The organism is Ferrimonas sp. YFM (assembly GCF_030296015.1).
Taxonomy (GTDB): domain Bacteria; phylum Pseudomonadota; class Gammaproteobacteria; order Enterobacterales; family Shewanellaceae; genus Ferrimonas.
Genome location: NZ_AP027368.1, coordinates 1,616,574 through 1,638,907, shown reverse-complemented (window position 1 = coordinate 1,638,907; position 22,334 = coordinate 1,616,574). Strand labels below are relative to the sequence as shown.

At 59.5% G+C, this 22,334-nt stretch carries 20 protein-coding genes; 12 read left to right on the top strand and 8 right to left on the bottom strand.

Going from position 1 to position 22,334, the window contains the following annotated elements:
• Nucleotides 1–47: 47 nt before the first annotated feature.
• Together QUE41_RS07685 and QUE41_RS07680 are read right to left on the bottom strand one after the other, a co-directional pair.
• Complete coding sequence (locus QUE41_RS07685) at nt 48–1,904, bottom strand: ATP-binding protein (protein ID WP_286342288.1); 1,857 nt, start codon at nt 1,902–1,904, stop codon at nt 48–50.
• Nucleotides 1,901–2,761, bottom strand: coding sequence for a sulfurtransferase (locus QUE41_RS07680; protein ID WP_286342287.1), 861 nt, complete (start codon nt 2,759–2,761; stop codon nt 1,901–1,903). Before QUE41_RS07680 ends, QUE41_RS07685 begins: the two co-directional genes overlap by 4 nt.
• A gap of 160 nt (nt 2,762–2,921) precedes the next feature.
• Between QUE41_RS07680 and QUE41_RS07675 the strand changes: the two genes are divergently transcribed.
• The 7 genes from QUE41_RS07675 to asnS all read left to right on the top strand — a co-directional run bounded on the left by QUE41_RS07675 (nt 2,922) and on the right by asnS (nt 9,541).
• Entirely contained in the window at nt 2,922–3,410 is a 489-nt protein-coding gene (locus QUE41_RS07675) for a TlpA family protein disulfide reductase (RefSeq protein ID WP_286342286.1), read from the top strand.
• On the top strand, nt 3,407–3,619 hold the full coding sequence (locus QUE41_RS07670; RefSeq protein WP_286342285.1) for a DUF4266 domain-containing protein: 213 nt from the start codon (nt 3,407–3,409) through the stop codon (nt 3,617–3,619). The genes QUE41_RS07675 and QUE41_RS07670 overlap by 4 nt, the downstream gene beginning before the upstream one ends.
• Complete coding sequence (locus tag QUE41_RS07665; RefSeq protein ID WP_286342284.1) at nt 3,610–4,884, top strand: DUF3570 domain-containing protein; 1,275 nt, start codon at nt 3,610–3,612, stop codon at nt 4,882–4,884. The genes QUE41_RS07670 and QUE41_RS07665 overlap by 10 nt, the downstream gene beginning before the upstream one ends.
• Entirely contained in the window at nt 4,884–5,798 is a 915-nt protein-coding gene (locus QUE41_RS07660; protein WP_286342283.1) for an FAD:protein FMN transferase, read from the top strand. The genes QUE41_RS07665 and QUE41_RS07660 overlap by 1 nt, the downstream gene beginning before the upstream one ends.
• 56 nt (nt 5,799–5,854) lie before the next feature.
• The gene (pabB, locus tag QUE41_RS07655) at nt 5,855–7,237 is read left to right on the top strand and encodes an aminodeoxychorismate synthase component I (protein WP_286342282.1); all 1,383 of its coding nucleotides are present in this window, start codon (nt 5,855–5,857) and stop codon (nt 7,235–7,237) included.
• 72 nt (nt 7,238–7,309) lie between these two features.
• Complete coding sequence (locus tag QUE41_RS07650; RefSeq protein WP_286342281.1) at nt 7,310–7,906, top strand: CoA pyrophosphatase; 597 nt, start codon at nt 7,310–7,312, stop codon at nt 7,904–7,906.
• A 234-nt stretch (nt 7,907–8,140) separates the two neighbouring features.
• Nucleotides 8,141–9,541: an asparagine--tRNA ligase gene (asnS, locus tag QUE41_RS07645; protein ID WP_286342280.1), complete on the top strand. Its 1,401-nt coding sequence runs from the start codon at nt 8,141–8,143 to the stop codon at nt 9,539–9,541.
• A gap of 72 nt (nt 9,542–9,613) precedes the next feature.
• On the opposite strand, the gene QUE41_RS07640 is transcribed toward asnS, so the two are convergent.
• Together QUE41_RS07640 and QUE41_RS07635 are read right to left on the bottom strand one after the other, a co-directional pair.
• Nucleotides 9,614–10,837 carry an ammonium transporter gene (locus QUE41_RS07640; protein WP_286342924.1) on the bottom strand — a complete coding sequence of 408 codons (1,224 nt, stop codon included), beginning with the start codon at nt 10,835–10,837 and terminating at the stop codon, nt 9,614–9,616.
• A 63-nt stretch (nt 10,838–10,900) separates the two neighbouring features.
• Nucleotides 10,901–11,239: a P-II family nitrogen regulator gene (locus tag QUE41_RS07635; RefSeq protein WP_286342279.1), complete on the bottom strand. Its 339-nt coding sequence runs from the start codon at nt 11,237–11,239 to the stop codon at nt 10,901–10,903.
• 696 nt (nt 11,240–11,935) lie between these two features.
• On the opposite strand from QUE41_RS07635, the gene QUE41_RS07630 reads away from it, so the two are divergent.
• A complete protein-coding gene (locus QUE41_RS07630; protein ID WP_286342278.1) occupies nt 11,936–12,862 on the top strand; it encodes a DUF6607 family protein in 927 nt (308 codons plus the stop codon).
• Nucleotides 12,863–12,882: 20 nt separating this feature from the next.
• Here the strand turns inward: QUE41_RS07630 and QUE41_RS07625 are convergent, their stop codons facing one another.
• Nucleotides 12,883–13,119 carry a hypothetical protein gene (locus QUE41_RS07625; RefSeq protein WP_286342277.1) on the bottom strand — a complete coding sequence of 79 codons (237 nt, stop codon included), beginning with the start codon at nt 13,117–13,119 and terminating at the stop codon, nt 12,883–12,885.
• Nucleotides 13,120–13,574: 455 nt separating this feature from the next.
• On the opposite strand from QUE41_RS07625, the gene QUE41_RS07620 reads away from it, so the two are divergent.
• Together QUE41_RS07620 and QUE41_RS07615 are read left to right on the top strand one after the other, a co-directional pair.
• Entirely contained in the window at nt 13,575–15,788 is a 2,214-nt protein-coding gene (locus QUE41_RS07620) for a heavy metal translocating P-type ATPase (protein ID WP_286342923.1), read from the top strand.
• A gap of 18 nt (nt 15,789–15,806) precedes the next feature.
• On the top strand, nt 15,807–16,163 hold the full coding sequence (locus QUE41_RS07615; protein ID WP_286342276.1) for a cupredoxin domain-containing protein: 357 nt from the start codon (nt 15,807–15,809) through the stop codon (nt 16,161–16,163).
• Between the two features lie 92 nt (nt 16,164–16,255).
• Here the strand turns inward: QUE41_RS07615 and QUE41_RS07610 are convergent, their stop codons facing one another.
• The 3 genes from QUE41_RS07610 to QUE41_RS07600 form a co-directional block, all read right to left on the bottom strand.
• Entirely contained in the window at nt 16,256–17,425 is a 1,170-nt protein-coding gene (locus QUE41_RS07610) for an AAA family ATPase (RefSeq protein ID WP_286342275.1), read from the bottom strand.
• Nucleotides 17,426–17,547: 122 nt separating this feature from the next.
• A complete protein-coding gene (locus QUE41_RS07605; RefSeq protein WP_286342274.1) occupies nt 17,548–18,543 on the bottom strand; it encodes a Gfo/Idh/MocA family protein in 996 nt (331 codons plus the stop codon).
• A gap of 3 nt (nt 18,544–18,546) precedes the next feature.
• Entirely contained in the window at nt 18,547–18,846 is a 300-nt protein-coding gene (locus QUE41_RS07600; protein WP_286342273.1) for a putative quinol monooxygenase, read from the bottom strand.
• A 104-nt stretch (nt 18,847–18,950) separates the two neighbouring features.
• Here QUE41_RS07600 and QUE41_RS07595 point away from each other — a divergent pair, with 104 nt between their 5' ends.
• Nucleotides 18,951–19,829 carry a LysR substrate-binding domain-containing protein gene (locus QUE41_RS07595; RefSeq protein WP_286342272.1) on the top strand — a complete coding sequence of 293 codons (879 nt, stop codon included), beginning with the start codon at nt 18,951–18,953 and terminating at the stop codon, nt 19,827–19,829.
• A 183-nt stretch (nt 19,830–20,012) separates the two neighbouring features.
• Nucleotides 20,013–22,160 carry a M3 family metallopeptidase gene (locus QUE41_RS07590; RefSeq protein WP_286342271.1) on the top strand — a complete coding sequence of 716 codons (2,148 nt, stop codon included), beginning with the start codon at nt 20,013–20,015 and terminating at the stop codon, nt 22,158–22,160.
• The last annotated feature ends 174 nt before the right edge of the window (nt 22,161–22,334 follow it).

Here is a 22,334-nt window from a genome sequence, read left to right as displayed (position 1 = left end):
GGCATAATAATTGAGCTCAGGACAAGAGGTTATTCCTGCTGAACAGGTTAGGAGATGCGCGCCGCTGAACGGCCATGGCGCAGCCGGGCGGCAGCAATCCCCTCTCCCAATGTTGTCAGGGTCACGGGCTTGGCCAGAAAATCGTCCATGCCACTGTCCAGACACTTCTGCCTGTCATCCTCGGTGGCATTGGCGGTCAGCGCCAGAATCAGGGTGTCAGCCGAGGGCCCCAGGCGAATTTGCCGGGTGGCCCGATAGCCATCCATTACCGGCATCTGGCAATCCATCAGCACCAGATCAAAACTCTCCCTCTGGCAGGCATCCACCGCCTGCTGGCCATTGGAGGCCACAGTGAGAGCATCACAGCCCAGCCGCTTGAGCATAATCTGCATCAGCTTCTGGTTGCTGATGTTGTCTTCTGCCAACAGCACCCTGGCCCCCTGCAGGGGACGCTCATCCCGCCCGATGGCGTCATCTGCCTGACTTCTGGTGCCTGTTTCGCTCAGCGGCAAAGACAGAGTCAGGGTGAATCGGCTGCCCTGCCCGGGCTCAGACTCCACTTCAAGGTTCGCCTGCATCAGCAGCGACAGGCGTTTGCAGATGGCCAACCCCAGGCCGGTGCCACCGAAGCGGCGGGTCACAGAGCCGTCCGCCTGGGTATAGGCGTCGAAGATCCCCGCCAGCTTGTGAGGCTCGATGCCGATGCCGGTATCCTCGACGGAGATCGCCAGCTTACAACTGCATTCATCCCGGGACTGGACCCTGGCCTTAAGCTCAACCTGGCCGCCCGGGGAGAACTTGATGGCATTGGTGAGCAGGTTGCCGAGGATCTGCTCCAGTCGACCTTCGTCCATCACCAACCTGGGGGGCAATTCGGGGGCCAGACAGAGACCAAACGCCACCTTATGCAATCGCGCCATCCCCTGATAGTGGGCATGGACCCGCTGCAGAAAGTCGGAGGGACAGCCCGGCTGAGGATCCAGTTTCAGTTCTCCCGCCTCCAGGCGGGAAAAGTCCAGCACATCGTTAACGATGTGCAGCAAACTCTGCGAGGCCCCCTGCAACAGCTGCAGTTGCTCCTGCCCTTCTGGGGTCAGGCGGGTACGCTGGGCCTCCAGGCACTCGATAAAACCGGTGACCGCATTCAGCGGCGTGCGAATTTCATGGCTGGCATTGGCCAGGAAGTCGCTCTTGGCCTGGAGAGAGGCTTCAAGCCGGCTATTGAGCTCGGTGGCCTGCTGCTGACGTTCGAAAAGTTGCCGGTCACTCTGCTCCAGGGTGCGCGCCAGCATGGCCAGCTCACTGCGATGCACGCCGGCATAGGGGAAATCGACCTGGCCTGTGCCCATCAGCGGCAAGCCGGCCACCAATTCGTCCACCGGCTTTTTCACCCAGCGACGAATGCTGCGATAGATAAGCCCAAAACAGAACAGGGTGCCCATCACCACCATCAGGGCCTGCTGGAAGATCTGTGCTTGCAACTCACGGGTGTCCACTTCCATGGCGTAATCCAGCCACTGGGCCGACTCAAACTCCAGCTGCTGGCGAATCACCATGCAACCGTCCATCAAGGGCGCCAGCCAGCTTATCTCCTGAGGGCAAGCCGAGGCAGTATCCTGACGGCGATACTCGTAACGCACCTCCCCCTCCAGAGTCATCAGGGTCAGGCCCCTAAGCTGGGGAAAGTTACGCAGCTGACGATTGAATTCGGTCACCGTCTCCGGCTGATCCAGCACCACCAGCTCAATCATGGTAGGTGCCAGACTGCCTGCCACTCCTGAGTAATGTGCCCGCATGGTCTGCAGATCCACCTTGTAGCTCCAGGCACTGATGACAAACGCCAACAGAACCATCACCGCAAAGATGGCCAGGTTGAGTCTCTGGGTCAGGGACTGGCGAATCATTCCGGCCTCTCCACCGGCATATCCCGCTGTGACCAGTCCAGCCAGGAACCGTCATAGTGGGTCACCTGAAGTCCGGCCTGTTGCATCAGGAAATAACCCAAAGTGGACGCCTTTCCCTTGTAGCAATAGGTGATGTAGCGCTTGCCGGGGTCCAGCCCCTGAAACAGCGACATCAGCTCTCCCCAACTGCGCAGCTGCGGCGTGTTGTTGTCATCACGATAAAAGAAGTTGTCCATGGGGATGTTGATGGCGCCGGGGATGTGGCCAAATTTTTTGGTTTCCGAGGCCTTTCCCAAATAGTGATCCTCGCCCCGTATATCGACAATGCCAAAACTGGGGTTATGTCCCGCCAGCAAAGTCATTCTGGCGTTGATCAGCACATCCGGGTTCAGGGCAGGCACATAACTCGACGGCCTTGGGGTCACCGGCTCCTTGTTGAGTTTGGCGCTCTCCAGAGAGTCCACCAAAATGTGGACCTGGGTTAAACCGTAAAGCTCCAGCACCCAGGCCAGCCGAGCCGCATCCATCAGCAAGCCGTCGTCATACACCACTATGGTTTGACCCAGAGCCAGTCCGCGCTGGCGGATCTCCTGAGTCATGGCAGAGATGGACTTGGCCAGCCACACGCCCTGATCCTGTCGGTAGGTTTCCTCAACGTCGAAACTGATGGCCCCCTGACGATGTCCCTGCAGGTAGGCCTGGTGAGGCCGGGCATCGAGCAGTTGAACCGGGATTCCCTGGCGCTGCCAGAGTGACAGGGTCTGAGGATCCAGTGCGGTGGCCGCTTCCACTGAACAAGTAACCCATACCAGCATCAGGCTGACCAGCAGCCGGTGAGAAAATCGATACCAGACCATAGACTCGCTCCCTGCGATTTTTGTCAAGGTGACTGTTTATCTTGCTGTTTCAGTATAGACACTTCCCCTTGCTTCACTCTAGCCCAAGCCACGTTTTCCCCTTTACCCCCAGTGCAGATGTGCCATGATGGAATCAGACTGCGAATACCAAGGACTGACGATGCGCACTATTTTTCTCACCCTATTGCTGCTGTTGCCCTGCGCGCAGCTCGCTGCCCGCCCGGCACCGGATTTTCAGATAGAGGTGGCCGGTCAGAGCCGCTCCATGGTGGAGCTGAGCAAGGAGGGGCCAGTCTACGTGGACTTCTGGGCATCCTGGTGTGGCCCCTGTCGCCGTTCCTTTCCCTTTATGAATCAGCTCCTCAAGGATTTTGGCCCCAAAGGCGTGACCGTGGTGGCAATCAACCTGGACGTGGACAAAGCGGACGCCGCCAAATTTCTGCAACAGTTCCCCGCCGATTTCCCCATCGTCTATGACCCTGAGTTTGCCCTGGCGGACGCCTATGGGGTCGGAGGCATGCCCAGCAGCTACCTGATCCAGGACGGCATCATCATCCAGACCCATGTGGGCTTTCGCCCCAAGGATGCCGACGCCACCAGAGCCACCCTGGACAATCTGATCAACCAAGGCAGTGGAGAAGCCCAGTGAGACAGGCCTTAACCCTGATGCTGCTGCTCGCCCTCACCGGATGCAGCTCCATGGGTGTCAAACCCTGGGAGCGCGACCTGCTGGCTCATCCGGCCATGGCCCTTGAAGCCGATGCCCTGGACAAGTCCTTCGACGACCATGTCTATTTCAGTAAGGAAGCCACCAATGGCGGCAGTGGCAGTGCGGGTGGAGGCTGCGGGTGCAACTAGGCAACATCACCGCCGCCCTGGCCGCCGCCACTCTGCCTCTGAGCCAGGTGCAGGCTCAGGAGCCCCTGTTTGAGCCGGAGTGGAACTTTGACGCCGCCTTCCTCTACTACAGCGAAGGAGACGACCGAGTCGATGCCTATGAAGGGGTGCTGCAGGCGACCCGCACCAACGCCGATGACCAGATTCTGGTGCTCACCGGCACCTTGGATGTGCTGACCGGCGCCTCGCCCAACGGCGCGGCGCCGCAACTCACCCCCCAGACCTTTACCCGGCCCTCAGGCAAAGGGGAGTATCAGGTCGCCCCGGGAGAGACGCCCCTGGACGACACCTTCAAAGACACCCGCGCCCAGGTCAACCTGCAGTGGACCAGCCCCCTGAACCAGGCCATGGGCTACACCACTGGGCTGCACCTCTCCAAGGAGTACGACTATCTGTCTCTGGGGATCAATGGCGGTCTCACCCGGGACTTCAATCAGAAGAACACCCAGCTTGCCCTGGGAGGCTCGCTCTTCTATGACACCGTTGAGCCTGAAGGACGGGTGCCGGTTCCCCTGAGCACCATGGCCATCCGCAAGGATTTCCCCAGCGAAGAGGCGTTCCAGCAGGCGTTTGACGCCACCCGCGGCGACAGCGACGACACCAAGACCACCTGGGATCTGCGCGCCAGCCTCAGCCAGGTGATTAACCGGCAACTGATAGTTCAGGGCACCCTGACCTATGCCCAGGTGGAGGGGTATCAGAACGACTTCATCAAGGTGCTGTCTGTGGTCAACGACCTGGGAGAAGCTCAGCACTACCTCTATGAGTCCAGACCGGATCGCCGCAACAAATGGGGATTCTTCGGTCAGGCCAAATACCATTTTGGTCCCATCCTCGACCTCAGCTACCGCTTCATGAGCGACGACTGGGAGGTGGACTCCCACACCCTCAATGCCCGGCTGCTGTTTGAGTTCGGCCCCCACAGCCTGGAGCCCAACCTGCGTTACTACACCCAGAGCGCCACCGAGTTCTACCAGCCTTTCCTGCTGGAGGGAGAATCCCCCAAATACGCCAGTGCCGATTACCGTTTGGGAGAGCTGGACACCTACACCCTCGGACTGAAATATGGCTACCGTATGACCACTGGCCACCGCATGGCCATCCGCCTTCAGTGGTACCATCAGGCGCCGCAATCCATCGGCAAGGCCGAGCCAGGTCAGCTAAAAGACCTGGATCTCTACCCCAGCCTCAACACCCTAATGCTGCAAACCAGCTACCACTTCTGATGACCACCCTGGCCGAAAAAACCGCCCTGACCCTGACTCAGCTTGAACCTGGTGTCTATCGGGGCCACTTCCAGGCCATGGCCTGCCGCTGTGAACTGCTGATTCGAACCGGCGATCACGCCCTGGCCCAGCAAGCGCTGGGGCTGGCTGCCCAAGAGACCCTGCGCATCGAGCACAAGTTCAGCCGCTATCGCACTGACGGCGTCTGCCATCGTCTCAACCACAGTCAGGGTAGGCCGGCTTCCATAGACCGGGAAACCCATCAGCTGCTGTCCCTGGCCGAGACCGCCTGGCGCCTCTCCGATGGCCTGTTTGACATCACCAGCGGCGTGCTGGGCAGGGTATGGCGCTTCGATGGTAGCGACCGACTGCCCTGCCCTGAACAGGTCGCCGCCCTGCTGCCGCTGATCGGCTGGGACAAGGTGGTTTTGAAGCAACAAAATGTCACCCTGGCCCCAGGCACAGCACTGGACTTCGGTGGCCTGGGCAAGGAGTACGCCGTCGATAGGGTACTTGCCCTGATTCGGCATCACTGGCCCCAGTTGGAGCTGCTGGTGAACTTTGGCGGCGACATCGCCGCCTCCCCCACCCAGTTGCCCTGGCGCATTGGCATCAGCCCGGTGAACAGTAACGCGGCTCCGGTCACCCTGACACTGAGCCGGGGCGCCATCGCCACCAGTGGCGATGCCGAGCGTTTTCTGATGAGGGACGGCAAGCGAATCAGCCATATCCTCAATCCCAAAACCGGTCACCCGGTGACTGACGCCCCCTCCAGCGTCACCGTTCAGGCCGAACGCTGCACCGATGCCGGCCTGATCGCCACCCTGGCTATGTTGCAGGGAGCGCAGGCAGAGCATTTTCTCAAGGCCCAGGGGCTGCCATTCTGGGTACAGCGGCTCACTGGCCCACCATAGGCGAGGCTCGATGGAGCTGGTATGATCGCCGCAAAGGACAATAACCGAAGAACCTTATGCCACACCTGACTCGCCGCCCGCTGGAGTGGGCCTGCGATGCCACGGCGCTGTTTGCGCCGCTGCAACATCTGCCCTGGGCCATGCTGCTGGACTCCGCCACCAATGCCGCCACGCCTCACCCGGATGCACGCTTTGACATCATCGTGGCCGATCCCGTGGCCACCCTGACCACCCGGGGCCAGCAGACTCAGATACAGGGGCCGGACTCGGAACAAACCAGTGACGAAGACCCCCTCACCCTGTTGGAGCAACAGCTCACAGCCCACCTGCCCAGCCTAAGCGGCCATCAGGATCTGCCCTTCTGCGGCGGCGCCCTGGGTCACTTCAGCTACGATCTGGGCCGCCGCTTCGAGCGCCTCCCCGACCAGACCCGGGATGACATCCAGTTGCCGGAGATGGCCGTCGGCCTGTATAACTGGGCGCTGATTCTGAGTCATGAACGGGATCAGGTGGAGCTGGTGGTCCTGGGCGATGAGCAGGCCTGGCAGTCAAGGCTTCAGTGGCTGGTGGATCAATGCAGCCAGACACCACTGGCCTTCTCCCTGACCGGTCCCTGGCACCACGACACCAGCCACGGCGACTACCTCAAGGCGTTCGATCAGGTTCAGGAGTATCTGAAAAGCGGCGACTGCTACCAGATAAACCTGACCCAGAGGTTTCATGCCCCCTACCAGGGCAGTGAATGGCAGGCCTACCAGATTCTGCGTCGTCACAACCTGGCCCCCTTCTCCGCCTTCATCAGGCTGCCGGATGCCGCCCTGTTGTCGGTGTCCCCGGAGCGTTTCCTGCTGGTGGAGGGTGACCAGGTGCAAACCAAGCCCATCAAGGGCACCCGCCCCCGCCATCCGGACCCGGCCCTGGACAACCAGTCCGCCCTGGAGCTGGCCCACTCCGAGAAGGACAGGGCGGAGAACCTGATGATTGTGGACCTGCTGCGCAACGACATCGGCCGGGTCAGCGCCCCGGGCAGCGTTCAGGTGCCTTCGCTGTTTGCCATCGAGAGCTTTCCCGCCGTCCACCACCTGGTGAGTACGGTGACCTCTATCCTGGCCCCCGGGGTCACCCCCTGCGACCTGCTGCGCGGTGCCTTCCCCGGCGGCTCCATCACCGGCGCGCCCAAGATCCGGGCCATGGAGATCATCGAAGAGCTGGAACCCTGGCGGCGCAGCCTCTACTGCGGCAGCATCGGCTACCTCAGTTGCCACGGTCGCATGGACACCAGCATTACCATCCGCTCCCTGGTAGCCAAATCGGGCCAGATCTACTGCTGGGCCGGTGGCGGCATTGTGGCCGACTCCCACGGTGAAGCGGAGTATCAGGAGTGCTTCGATAAGCTGGCGCGAATCCTGCCGGTACTCAGTCAGGCAAGGGAAACCTAACCAAAAGGCGGATTCCCCCCCGAGGCCGCCTCTGTTATCTTGGGACTATCGACTACGGAGGATGGTCTCAAGTTGAATCGTCAGCAGTTTCTCGCCCAGTTTGCCCTAAGCCCCATCTCCGGGGTGGAGGACCCCATTGCGGCGCACCCCCTGGCCCCCAAGTTCAAGCCGGCGTCGGTACTGCTTGCCCTGACCGAGCGCCAGGGCGAACTGCAACTGCTGCTGACCCGGCGCGCCAGCCATCTGCGCCACCACGCCAACCAGGTGAGCTTTCCCGGAGGCAAGGTGGACGACACCGACAACTCTGCCTGGCATGCTGCCACCCGCGAAGCCTGGGAAGAGGTGGGTCTGGAGCCGGAGCGTCTGACCCGGGTCGGCGAGCTGCCTGAGTTTCACACCATCTCCCGCTTTCGGATGATGCCGCAACTGGCCTTCTTCGATGGCGACTTCGCCCCGGTTCTGAGTCAGGACGAGGTCAGTGAGTGCTTCTTTGTGCCCCTGGCCCACCTGTGTGAACCCGCCAATCGCAGAGCCGTGGACTTGAAACGCCGTGGCGCCGATCACAGGGTCTACTTCATGTTCTGGCAGCATCATCAGATCTGGGGTGCCACCGCCGCGGTGATCGAACAGCTGGTGCGCCACCTGGGCTTCCCCCGGGCACCGTTGTAGCACCACTGACCAAGCCGATTCAGGCGAAGAATTGCGCAAACGAGGCCACGAATAATCGCCTCGCCCCACTCTCCCCACCGAATTGCCCCAAATTGTCTTGAGAATCAGGGTCAGCAAGGTAAGATTAACGGTTTGCAGCTGTCCACAGAGTGTGGTTAGCTGCCCTAGTCAGGCCACAATCAGTGGTCGACTGACAACGTATTGATTTTAATCTCGCTGGAGAGACAACCGAGAATGAGTGTGGCAACTATCGCTGACGTCCTGAAGGGCGTTTACGCAGTAGGCAGCGAAGTGACGGTACAGGGTTGGGTTCGTACCCGCCGTGACTCCAAAGCCGGTATTTCCTTCCTGGCCGTGTACGACGGCTCCTGTTTTGATCCTATTCAGGGCGTAGTACCCAGTAATCTGAATAATTACCAGGAAGATGTGCTGCGCCTGACCGCCGGTTGCTCCGTGAAGATGACCGGTGAAGTGGTGGAATCCCCCGGAAAGGGCCAGCAGTTCGAGATGGCGGTGACCGCCGTTGAGGTGGTGGGCCTGGTGGAAGACCCAGACACCTACCCCATGGCGGCCAAGCGCCACTCCATCGAGTACCTGCGCGAAGTGGCTCACCTGCGTCCCCGCACCAACCTGATTGGCGCGGTCATGCGTGTGCGCAACTGTCTGTCCCAGGCGATTCATCGCTTCTACCACGAGCGTGGCTTTATCTGGGCCGCGACTCCAGTCCTGACCGCCTCCGACTGTGAAGGCGCCGGTGAGATGTTCCGCGTCTCCACCCTGGACATGAACAACCTGCCTCGCACCGACAAGGGCGACGTGGACTACGACCAGGACTTCTTCGGCAAAGAGACCTTCCTGACCGTATCCGGTCAGCTCAACGCCGAGACCTACGCCTGTGCCATGTCCAAGGTGTACACCTTCGGCCCGACTTTCCGTGCCGAAAACTCCAACACCAGCCGTCACCTGGCCGAGTTCTGGATGGTCGAGCCTGAAGTGGCCTTCGCCGAGCTGGACGACGTGGCTTCCCTGGCGGAAGACATGCTCAAGTACTGCTTCGACGCGGTACTGGCCGAGCGCATGGACGACCTGAAGTTCTTCGAGCAGCGGGTCAACAAAGAGGTGATCACTCGCCTGCAGGACTTCGTTAAAGCGGACTTCGCCCAGGTGGATTACACCGACGCGGTGGAGATCCTGAAGAACTGCGGCAAGACCTTCGAGTTCCCCGTTGAGTGGGGCATCGACCTGGCCTCCGAACACGAGCGCTTCCTGGCGGAAGAGCATTTCAAGGCCCCTGTGGTTGTGAAGAACTACCCGAAGGACATCAAGGCCTTCTACATGCGCATGAACGAAGACGGCAAGACCGTTGCCGCCATGGACGTTCTGGCCCCGGGCATCGGTGAGATCATCGGTGGCTCCCAGCGTGAAGAGCGTCTGGAGATGCTGGACAAGCGCATGGACGAGATGGGCCTGCCCAAGGACGAGATGTACTGGTACCGCGACCTGCGTCGCTACGGCACCGTACCTCACTCCGGCTTCGGCCTGGGCTTCGAGCGACTGGTGAGCTACGTGACCGGTGTGTCCAACATCCGTGACGTGATCCCCTTCCCTCGTGCCCCGCGCAGCGCCAACTTCTAAGGCCTGCCCTGGAACGACAAAAACCAGCCTCGCGGCTGGTTTTTTTATGTCTGGGGCACTCTCCAGAGAGGGTTACAGGTTGTAGCCCGTCTCCTCATGCTCATGGATATCCAGGCCGGACACCTCCTGCTCTTCGCCGACCCTGAGCCCGTTGACCAGGAAGGCCACCAGCTTCAGCAGAACATAGCTGACCACGGCGGTATAGCCAAAGGTGGCGACCACACCGACAAACTGCACCCACAACTGACCGGACATGGTGGTGATGCCCTCGGCAAAGCCATAACCACTGAACACCCCAAGTTCCGTCGAACTGAACACTCCGGCCAGCAAGGTCCCCAGGATGCCGCCCACACCGTGCACAGGAAACACGTCCAGGGAGTCATCGATCTTCAGCTTCTGCTTGATGTAAACCGTGGCATAGAAGCAGATAAAGCCCCCGGCCAGACCGATGACCAGGGCGCCACCCGGGCCGACAAAGCCCGAGGCAGGAGTAATGGAGCCAAGGCCCGCCACCATGCCGGTTACCACCCCGAGGGCACTGGGCTTGCCAAACTTCTTCCACTCGATGGCGGCCCAGGTCATGGCTCCCATGGAGGCGGAGATGTGAGTCACCAGAATAGCCATGGCGGCATCGCCATTGGCCCCCAGGGCGCTGCCGCCATTGAACCCGAACCAGCCTACCCAGAGCAGGCCTGCTCCGGTCACCGTCATGGTCATGTTGTGCGGTAGGATGGCGGTTTGCAGGTAGCCCTTTCGAGGGCCTAACACCAGCGCTGCCACCAGGGCCGCCACCCCGGCGGTAATGTGCACCACGGTGCCGCCGGCAAAGTCATACAGCCCCATCTCGGCGAGCCAGCCGCCGCCCCAGACCCAGTGGGTGATGGGCGCATACACGACCAGCAACCACAGAGCGCTGAAGATCAGCACCGCAGAGAACTTCATCCGCTCGGCGAATCCACCGATGATCAACGCCGGGGTAATCACGGCGAAAGTCATCTGAAACAGCATAAACAGCACTTCAGGGATGTCACCGGACAACGACGCCTTGCTGACACCGGCCAGCATCACCTTGCCCAGGCCGCCCATGAAGCCGTTACCCTCATCGAAGGCGATGGAGTAGCCCACCACCAGCCACAGCACCGAAGCGATGGCCGCGATGGAGAAACACTGCATCAAGATGGAGAGGACGTTCTTGCTGCGAACCAGCCCGCCATAGAACAGCGCCAGACCCGGCAGGGTCATCAGCAGCACCAGGGCGGAAGAGGTCAGGATCCAGGCGGTGTTGGCACCACTCATCTCTTGAGCAGACGCACCAAAGGAGCACAATATCAGTGCTGATAAAGTCAGTATCTTGTTCATCTATATTGCCTCATGGCCCTCTTCCGAGGTGCGTATGCGTACCACTCGCTCGAGGTGTCGAACGAAGATCTTTCCGTCCCCAATTTTTCCGGTTCTGGCAACAGAGATGATGGTGTCGATAACCAAGTCTTCTAACTCGGCGGGTATGGCAATATCCAGCTTCACCTTGGGCAGGAAGTCCACGACGTACTCTGCACCCCGATAAAGCTCTGTGTGTCCCTTCTGACGACCAAAGCCGACGACTTCGGTCACGGTCATTCCTTGTACCCCGACATCCGACAATGCCTGTCGAATTTCGTCGGCCTTAAATGGCTTAACGATGGCGGTTACAAGCTTCACAACTCCCCCCTTAGCGTTGATTCATGACGACTCACCTGCCCGGTAAAGTTCGCAGGACTCCTTTCGGGCAGGGACGAATTCAGAATGTGCAAAATTGGCGCCAAGAGTCTTGGTCTATATGTTTCAAGAACTTAACTCGATGGCGCCCCCAAAAGGCTCACCGCAGCGCACAAAGCCAGTGCAAAATCCCTCGCCAGTGCGCCAAAGGGGTGCGCCATCACTAAGCTGGGGCATCCGTTGCTAACCCAGTGAGATTGGGGAATTCGGGATTAATGCAGGAGCCTGGCATGCCATCTTGGTGCAGCGCCCGGTCCGCTGAGCTAGGTGGTCCGCGCCACTGCGACGCTCAACACCGGCGATTTTCGCCTACAGTTTGTCCATGTTGGGTCGGATTGCGACGTCGCAATCCTGGCCCCGACTCGGACGCGGAGTTTGACTATGCACACTGTCCCCGGTTGTCGCCTGACGCCCTTATTCGCACTGTTTTCACTGACTTTGGTGGGAGGGTGTCAGCACCAGAGCACAGCTCCCGAGCCCGATGCCGAGCCCACAAAGCAATCGGTGCTGCCCTTTGCCTGGCCGTTTGAAACCCCTGAGTCCATGTTGGCGCGCGGAGGCAGCAGTCAAGGCTCCCAAGTGACTCTGGCTGCCGGGGAATCTCCGCTGTAGAGCGCCCTGTCCGAATCAGGGCTGACGGTGAAAGAGCGAGACCGCCGAGCCATTCTGGCGATGGCGGGCGACTTCCGGGTCAGCTTTCAGTTCGTGGAAACCGCCGGCTTTGTGGCCGACTACCTGCCCACCGCCCCCTACTTCTCCTGGGGCACCGAGCACGTGCACGTGTTGGCTGAACAGGAGGATTTCATCAGCCTTCAGCACACCCTGGTGATGTTCTTCGAAACCGACGCCGGCGAGGTTCATGGGCCCATGGTGATGAAACACTGGCGTCAGGACTGGACCTTTGAAGATACCGAGCTTCATGTGTTCCTGGGCAATCGAACCTGGAGCCGGGAGCGACGGGATGCCGCCGAGGTGGCCGGCCAATGGACCCAGGCAGTCTATCAGGTGGACGACTCACCCCGTTACGAGGTGGTGGGGAAGTGGCAGCATGGCGAGGGCTACTCTGCCTGGCAGAGCCAAACCAGTCACCGTCCCCTGCCCCGGCGCGAGTTCTCGGTAAGGGATGACTACAACCTGCTGGAGGGGGAACACCGCATCACCCTGACACCCAATGGCTGGCTTCACGAACAGTTCAATCGCAAAGTGATGAAACCCTCCCCCTTCGGCACCACCAAGGATTACCTGGCTCAGGAGGTGGGGGTCAACCGCTATGAGCGCATCACCGAACCCAGACTGGATGCGGCCCAGGCCTACTGGCACAAGACTCAGGGGTACTGGCAAGCGGTGAGAGACACCTGGAGAGAGGTCTATCGGGACTACGACACCTTCCAGCTCAAGGCGACGTTCGAGGACAGAAAGCTGTTTGAGCACCACTTTAGCCACGCCGCAGAGATTGAAGCATCGGAGGAATATGATCCGGATGCCGGGCGACAGCTGGCTGAGGGTGTGATTTTGAGTTTCGTCGAAGCGGCGTCAGCTCAATCTCCCGAGCAAGGGGAGTATTGATACAGGCTGGTCTGTCGGCCTCAGAAATAAGCGGTGCCAGGATTGACCCACCAGCCGTGGTTTTCGCTGTCCGGACCTCTGCTGGGAGTATCGAAGTAGCGGCTCAGTACCCGGTTGGCTTCCTCAATGGAGGGCCTGTACCCCAACTCTTCGCGGCACCGCTCCAGAAAATCCCGGGTACTGAAGCCCAGGGTGACATCGCCACTCATGGCGGCGAAAAAGACGATGGTTTCTTCGTTTAAATCCCTGAGTTGCATGACCACACTCTCCCTGGGTACGAGTTACATCCTGAAAACCATATAAGGCACGCTACCACCCAAATTCAACCCAATTTGTGACGGCGGACACGAACACCGTTTCACCTCAACACCTCGTACCAGTGAGCTAATCCAATGAGATGGCATTTAGGATGGCTAGCACCCAGTTGATAACCACCGGCCTTAGTTCAGGCTCACTCGTCGAGGTGACACAGGGGAGGTTTGACCCTCCAGCCACAGGAAGGTCTATAGTGGCCAATAGGTCAAGTCAACAAGCTCTACGCTATGAGCTTCCGCTTAGTGACAGGGTTCTGACATTCCAGACTTAACCGGTATTTATTCCCGGCCGCCAAGAAAGCAGCTAACAACGGAATTCAACTATGACGCCGAAACCTCAACCAGTTTCCTCCCGAAACCAGCCCACCAGTGACAGCCAGGCCACTGTCACCGAATTAATGGTCGATGGCATCAGCTGTGCCAGCTGCGTGGAAAAGATTGAAACGACGCTTACCCAGGTACCAGGGGTGGTTCAGGTGACCATGAATTTCGCGCTTCGAACTGCGACCATTCAGGGGTCTGCTCCTGTGGATGCACTTATTCATGCCATCGAGAATGCTGGTTACAGTGCTCGCCCCATCTTATTCGATGCAGAAAGTAAGATGATGAAGGAGCGGGAACAAGCGGATCTGGTCCATTACAAAAGCCTGATGAGAAAAGTGGCCATTGCACTCGGCTTAGGGGTTCCATTGATGCTCTATGGCTTACTGGGGGGGGAGATGACCGTGGCCACCAACAGCCAACGCTTGGTCTGGCTACTGATTGGCCTTCTGACCCTTTCTGCCATGGTCTTCTCCGGCAAACATTTCTATATAGGTGCCTGGCATTCGTTCAAGAACCACGGCGCCACCATGGACACCCTTATCGCCTTGGGCACTGGCACGGCCTGGCTCTACTCCATGGTGGTTGTACTGCTGCCGGATATCCTCCCCTTGGTGGCCAGGCACCTCTATTTCGAAGCCACCGCAATGATCATCGGCCTGGTTAATCTGGGGCTGGCACTTGAGGTCAGGGCCCGAGGGCGAACCTCGGAAGCAATTCAGCGCCTAATTGGCTTGCAACCGAAAACGGCGAAGGTTGTTCGACAAAGTCAGGAGGTGGATCTCCCCATTGATCAGGTAATGGTAGGTGACAGCTTGCGCATTCGGCCTGGCGAGAAGGTTCCTGTAGACGGCACAGTAACCCAGGGTCACTCTTCTGTAGACGAATCCATGCTCACTGGAGAGCCTATGCCTGTTGAGAAAACGGTGGGCGACCAGATTTCGGCAGGCACCTTGAATCGTACCGGTAGCCTGCTGTTTATTGCAGAGAGAGTGGGTGCAGATACCGCCCTGTCCCAGATCATCTCTATGGTGAAGCAGGCACAAAACTCCAAACCTCCTATTGGCAGATTGGCGGATATCATCTCCGCCTACTTTGTACCCACCATCATGATCATCGCCGTTGTCAGTGCCCTGGCTTGGATGAACTTTGGTCCGGATCCGGCGATCGCCTTTGCCATGGTATCCGCCACAACGGTACTGATCATCGCCTGCCCCTGTGCTCTTGGCTTGGCTACCCCGATTTCAATCATCGTTGGAATAGGCAAGGCCGCCGAGGTCGGGGTACTGATTCGAAATGGTGAGGCACTGCAAACCGCATCCAAGATAGAGGTCATGGTACTGGACAAAACCGGCACCATCACCCAAGGCTCCCCCAGCATCACCGATCTAATTTTAACCGGGCGCAACAGCGAATCGGAGGTGATGAGATTCGCCGCCACACTGGAATCCGGGTCCGAACACCCTCTGGCCATGGCCATCTTGGAATCCGCTAGGAAGCGAGGCATTGAGCCAGGAACATTGGAGACATTCAACGCCATTGCCGGGCACGGCGTCGAAGCGAGAGTCGAAGGAAGGAACATCCTTCTTGGCAATGAGAAATTGATGGCAGAGCGCGGTATCGCGGTTAAAAAACACCAAAACCAGGCCCAATCATTGGCTAAGGAAGCCAAGACCCCAATCTACCTTGCCGTTGAAAACCAACTGGCCGCAATCATTGCCATAGCCGACCCCATCAAACCGGATGCCACCGGCGCCATACGCCGTCTGAAAGAGAGGGGGATAAAGGTTGTGATGCTCAGCGGTGACAATCGCGAAACCGCCATGGCGGTGGCAAGGCGCGTAGGCATAGATGACCTCTTTGCCGAAGTCCTTCCAGAAGATAAAGCACTCAAGGTGAAGGCGCTGCAAGCCGACGGTCACATTGTGGGTATGGTGGGAGATGGCATCAATGATGCGCCCGCACTTGCCCAGGCCGATGTCGGCTTTGCCATAGGCACGGGTACTGATGTGGCAATGGAAAGTGCTGACATAACGCTGATGCGCGGCTCCCTTCACGGCTTATCGGACGCCATAGAAGTGAGTAAAGCCACTTTGAAGAACATCAAACAAAACCTGTTCGGTGCCTTTGTCTATAACGCAGCCGGAGTGCCCATCGCCGCCGGGGTTCTGTACCCCTTAACTGGCTGGTTGCTCAACCCTGTGGTCGCTGGCGCAGCCATGGCGCTCTCTTCTGTCACAGTGGTCACCAACGCCAACAGGTTGCGCTGGTTTACTCCAGAAAAACCTTAGATAGGGAGAATTCACGATATGTTGTGGATCAACCTGGCAGGCCTGCTGATGATTGTCTTTATCGTCTGGTGGTTCTGGCTGTTCACACCCGCGCAGAATGAAGCCGATGGAGAGCACCCCATCCCGATCCTGGTGAAAAATGGGGTCTATGAACCGGCTCGAATACATATTTCTCCGGGGCAGACCATTACCCTGAGCTTTCTTCGAAAAGACCCATCACCATGTGCCGAGGTCGTGCAATTTCCGGACCTTGGAATGAGCATCAGCCTGCCCGTGGATAACAGCTATAACGTCCGTCTGCCTCCACTGCAAAAAGGAGAGTACAACTTCCACTGCCAAATGCAGATGTACCGGGGCACCTTGATCGTGGACTGATGCGCAACTGGCCTCGATTGGCCCACGGCGGCTGAACCTGGTGTAAACACGACTGCTCCCTGGCCTGAACGTGGCTGAGAGGCCATTGAGGGTTACAAACCCGCCGGCCAGCTCCAGGGCGGTTCATCCAGCATCGACTGGCCCAGGACTTCGGTCTCACCGTGGGGCTTATGCAACTGAATGGAGTGGCAGTCCGAGCTCTTCTCCAGGGCAGCAATCAACCTGGGAGCATGGGAGATCACCCACACCTGACTGTGAGCCGAGGCATTGATGATCAGTTGCCCCAGGGCAGGCAGCAGATCCGGGTGCAGGCTGGTTTCCGGCTCGTTCAGCACCATCAGGTTCGGTGGCCTGGGGGTCAACAGGGCAGCCGTCAGCAGCAGATAACGCAAGGTGCCGTCGGACAACTCGGCGGCGGTCAGCGGGCGCAGCATCCCCGGCTGCAACAGGCTCAGAGTAAATCGGTTGTCTGTGCTGATCTCGATGTTCAGCCGTGAGCCGGGAAAGGCCCGGTGAATGGCGTCATCCAATCCCTGGGCATCGCCCACTTCACGGATGGTCTGCAGGGCCGCCGCCAGATCCCGGCCATCGTGGTGCAGCACCGGGGTGCGGCTGCCAATGTGAGCCTGGCGCGCCGGCGCCCCCGGGTCGGTACGAAAGTGATCGTAGAAACGCCAGCGGCGAATCGCCTCTCTGATGGCAAACAGCTCGGGCGTGGCCTGAATGTCCGCCACCTGATCAAACATGCTGTCGTAGGCAGGCAGATGCTGGCTGACCACCCGAAAACCGCGTCCATCCCGGGATTTCACCAAGGGCCCCTGACGGCTCACCAGTTCTGCCGCAGGGCGCCAGCGACTGCTGCTCCAGATGGACTCTCGCTTGACCTCGGGATCCAGGTTAAACACGCTGCGCGGCACAGGCTCTGGCATGCCCAGACTGATGGCATAGCTGAAGGGCTCTCCGGTAAACCCAAGCTTCAGCCGCGAATGGCGGTTGCGGCCCGTCCCCTGAACCGCCACTTCTCCCCGGCGCATGCCAGCGGTGATCTCATCGGGGCCGGCCCACATGGTCGAGAGCAATCCCCCCTCCTGGGCCAGGGCGGTAACCACGCCTCCCTGGGCCGTTTCCGCCAGCAGCCTCAGGGCACGATAAAGATTGGACTTGCCACAGCCATTGCCTCCGGTGATCAGGGTCAAAGGCCCTAAGGGAATACGCAGGCTGCGAATGGAGCGGTAGTTTTCGATGGCGAAGGCGGTCAGCATAATCTCTGAAGAGTAGGAACCCAATGCCCTTACAGTAGCATTCGTGGCCTCAAGGCTGAAGCTGCCTGCCACCACAGCCTGCGCCTAGAAAAAAGGCCCCGCGATTGCGGGGCCCGACTCCGTTACTGGACCGTGGCCGTCGCCGCCTCCCAACGGGTCAGCAGTGCCATGATCTCTCTGGAGTCCTGCACCATGGCTGCCGGTCTGCTCAGCTGCCGCTGACCCGCCTCCAGAGCCTGGCGCACGGCCCGCACCTGGTAGAGGAAGGCATCTCCCTCTGCGGCCACCTCTATGGTTTGTGCGGGCTGCTCGTGAGGGGTCAACTGCAGAGTGTTGTTTGCCCCCGGCAGCCAGGGGTTGGTCACCATCTTCAGACTGGCGTCACTGCCCACCAGAGTGAACTGCCAATCAAGGCCATAGTCTTCGGCGCTGTGCAGCTGCATGGCCACCCCATTGCGCAGACGCAAGCTGGCGGCGGACTCGCAGATATTGCCATCCTCTCCCCGGCGGCCCAGGGCCTGAATCTGGGCACCGTCGAACGGGTTGGTCAACCCGACCTGTTGCAACATCAGATGGGCCAGGGAAGCGGGGTAACACCCCAGGTTGTACAGGGTGCCCTTGCTGCCTGGGTTCACAAACTGACTGATGGCGGCACTGTAGCTGGCGTGTATCGCCCTGAGGTCACCCAGGCCGCCCTCTCTGACCAGCTCCACCGCCCTGGCGATCACCGGGTGATTCAGGTACATCAACCCCTCGGCAAAAAAGACCCCGGCGTCGGCCACGGCGCCAAGGGCGGCCTCGGTGCCGGCCATATCCACAGACAGGGATTTCTCGCACAGAATCGCTTTCCCCGCCTCGGCGGCTTTGACCACATAGTCATGGTGCAGGTGGTTCGGCAAGGCAATATAGACGATGTCGACCTCTGGGTCGGCGATCAAGGCATCAAAGTCCTGGTAACGCTGCTCGATGCCATACTGGTCGGCGAACTGAGCCAGCCGCTCAGGATGACGACCGGCCACGGCCTGAATCCGGGTCTGCCCCTCGGCGGCGATGGCATCGGCCATCACCCCGGAGATAAAACTGGTGCCCAGGATGCCCCAGCGAAGTGGTGTACTCATCGATTACTGCTCCGGAATCAACAGCTGCGACTGGAAGGCCTGCACCAGTTCGGTCAGGCCCTGCTGAATGAATCTCTGGGTGTGCTCTGCGTTGAAGTGGGCCTGATGGGCCGCTTCATCATCGTAACGCTCCCACAAAATAAACTTGCGAGGATCCTCTTTGTCTTGCAGCGGCAGAGCAAAAGAGCAGCCCGGCTCCGACTCCATGTCCCGGCAAAAACGGAAGATGGCCAGCTTGGCCAGCTCCAGAGAGACATCGGGTTTAACCCTGAGTTCGGCGGTGATAAACAGCCCCTGATCCATACGACCTTTCCTGGATAGTGAAAGCAAAGCGCCACTCTAGTTGACTCGCACCAGAGGATAAACCACCATTTGTTCACTTTATTAAAAACCATTGGTTGCCAATATTGGATCGACTGAAAAGCATGCAGGTGTTTGTCACCGCCGCCGAACAGGGCAGCTTCGCCGCTGCCGCCAGTACCCACGCCATCACCCCCACCATGGTGGGCAAGCACATACGCGCCCTGGAGCAACACCTTCAGGTCAGATTGATCAACCGCACCACCCGCCGCCAGTCGCTCACGGAATCCGGGCAACTCTACTACGCCGAGTGCCAGCGCCTGCTGCACGAGCTGCATAACGCCGAGCAGACTCTGCAGCAGCGCAGTCAGACCCCGATGGGCACGGTGAAGCTCAACTCCCCCGTAACCTACGGCAGCCGGGTTCTGGCTCCGCTGCTGGCGGATTTTCTGACGCACCACCCCAAAATCAATGTGGAGCTGACCCTGGAGAACAGCCTGGTGGATCCTTTCCATCACCCCACGGATCTGGTGGTGCGCATCGGCGAACTGGCCGATTCCTCCCTGATCGCCCGCCCCCTGGGCAGCTATGAACTGATCTATTGCGCCAGCCCGGATTACCTGGCGCGACACGGCATCCCGAATTCGCTGGCCAGCCTGGGGGACCACGCCTGTCTGGGCTTCGACTTTGGCCGGCGCCGCGCCAGCCAGTGGGGCGCGCCCACCGCCTTTGATAAGGGGCAGGCTAGACTGGTGGCCAACAGCGGGGATGCGCTGCTGGCTGCGGCTCGCGCCGGAGCCGGGGTGTTGTTTCAGCCGAGGTTGCTGGTCGAGGAGGATTTGGCCCAGGGCAGCCTGGTGCAACTGCTGAAAACGGACTCACCGAAGCCGGCTCCCATCCATCTGCTCTATCGCGATAATGAGCCCCCCAAGCGGGTGCGAGTGTTGATCGATTACCTGACCACCACCCTTTTGCCGAAAAGCTGAGCGAACTGTAACACTTGATTACAGATCCCGGCGGTTGGGGATTTTCGTTCACCACCCCTTTACGATAAGGTATCGCCACCCCCTCTAGTAGCTAACATTGGGGATCATAACTAGAACGCCCGCAGCCAAAGGCGCTCCCGTCCTTGGGGCGAATGCGACAAGCCATTTTAGAAGGAAGACATGATGCTTCGTAAAACTCTGCTTGCGTCAGCGGTGATGCTGTCGCTTGCTGCCTGTACTTCAGTGGATACCAACACCGTGACCGACACTGCCCAGGTGGCCCAGCTGGCCGACAGCAACCCCCTGAAGAACGAGAGCACCCTGCTCTACCGTGCCCCGGATTTCACCAAGATTGAAGACAGCCACTTCAAGCCTGCCATGGAAGCGGGTATGGCCGCTCAACTGGCCGAAGTGCTGGCGATTGCCAACAACCCGGATGCCCCCACCTTCGACAACACCGTGGTGGCCATGGAGAAGACCGGTGAGCTGCTGAGCCGCTCCGCCAGTGTCTTCTACAACCTGGTTGGCTCCACCAGCAACGATGCCCGCCAGGCGCTGGCCGCTGAGATGGGCCCCAGATTCTCCGAGCACAACGACAACATCTACCTGAACGACAAGCTGTTCAAGCGTGTCGAGGCGATCTACAACCAGCGTAACGAGCTGGGCCTGGATCCTGAAGGCCTGCGTCTGGTGGAGAACTACTACCAGAACTTCGTACTGGCCGGCGCCAACCTGAGCGACGCGGACAAAACCAAGGTACGCGAGCTGAACAAGCGCCTGTCCACCCTGACCACCCAGTTCGGTGACAACATCCTGGCCGCCAGCCAGAACGGCGCCCTGCTGGTGACCGATGTAAAACAGCTCGATGGTCTGTCCCAGGGCGAAATCAATGCCGCCAAGCTGGCCGCCGAGAAAGCGGGCAAAGAGGGCTACCTGCTGACCCTGACCAACACCACCCGCCAATCCGCCCTCTCCAGCCTGACCAACCGCGAGCTGCGTGAGAAGTTGTGGCGCGCCTCTGCTTACCGCGCCACCAGCGGTGAGTACGACAACCGCCCCGTGCTGCTGGAGCTGGTGAAGCTACGTGCAGAAAAAGCGGCCCTGTTCGGTTACAACAGCTGGGCCGAGTACCAGTTGCAGACCAGCATGGCCAAGACCCCGGAAGCGGTTCTGGACCTGCTGGGCTCCATGGCTCCTAAGGTTGCCGCCAACGCCGCCAAAGAAGCCAAAGCCATTAAGGCCATGGCGTCCAAGGATCAGGCCAACTTCGAAGTGAAGCCCTGGGACTGGCTCTACTACGCCGAGAAGGTTCGTCAGAAAGAGTACAACCTCAACTCTGCGGAAGTGTCTCAGTACTTCGAGTTCAACCGGGTTCTGGAAGATGGTGTGTTCTACACCATGAACCGTCTGTTTGGCATCACCCTGAAGCCTCGCACCGACATCCCTGTGTACCACCCGGATGTGAAGGTGTATGAGATTTTCGACAAGGACGGCAGCTCCATGGGCCTGTTCTACGCCGATTACTTTGCCCGTGAAGGCAAGCGTGGTGGCGCCTGGATGAACACCTTCGTCAGCCAGTCCAACATGAAGGGCACCCAGCCCACCATCATCAACGTGATGAACATCCCCAAGGCCCCTGAAGGCGAACCTCAGCTGGTGAGCTGGGATGATGTCACCACCATGTTCCACGAGTTTGGTCACGGCGTACACGGCCTGTTCTCCGACGTGTACTACCCAAGCCTGGCTGGCACCAACGTATCTCGCGACTTCGTTGAGTTCCCCTCCACCTTCCAGGAAGACTGGGCGGCCAACCCAGAGGTGATCGCCAACTACGCCAAGAACTACAAGACCGGCGCCCCGATTCCCAAGGAGCTGCTGGACAAGGTACTGGCTGCCAGTAACTTCAACCAGGGCTTCGACACCCTGGAGTACCTGGCCGCCGCCCTGGTGGACATGGAGTGGCACGCCCTGAGCGCTGAAGAAGCCGCCCAGATCACCGACGTGGAAGCCTTCGAGAAGGCCGCCCTGGCCAAGCACGGTGTAAACATTGAAGCGATTCCGCCTCGCTACAAGTCCGCCTACTTCGCCCACATCTTCGCAGGTGGTTACTCCGCCGGTTACTACGCTTACATGTGGTCTGAAATCCTGGCAGCCGATGCCTTCGCTCACATGCGTGACAACGGCGGCCTGACCCGCGAGATGGGCCAGCGCTTCCGCGACACCATCCTGTCCCGCGGCAACAGCCAGGACCTGATGAAGACCTACATGGACTTCAAGGGCAGCAAGCCTGACACCACCGCCCTGCTGGAGCGCCGTGGTATCTCTCTCTAAATCCCCCTTTAGAGATTGAATCAGCCGGCCCCTGTGGCCGGCTTTTTTGTGCCTGAAGCTCAACACGTTGTAAGGCCGACAGCCGGCCCTCAGGGTGCCGCAACATGATCTGTCTCCTTGAATTTTCCCAAGCTCTGGTCACACTGAGACACTGGTCTGAACAGGAAGCAAAAC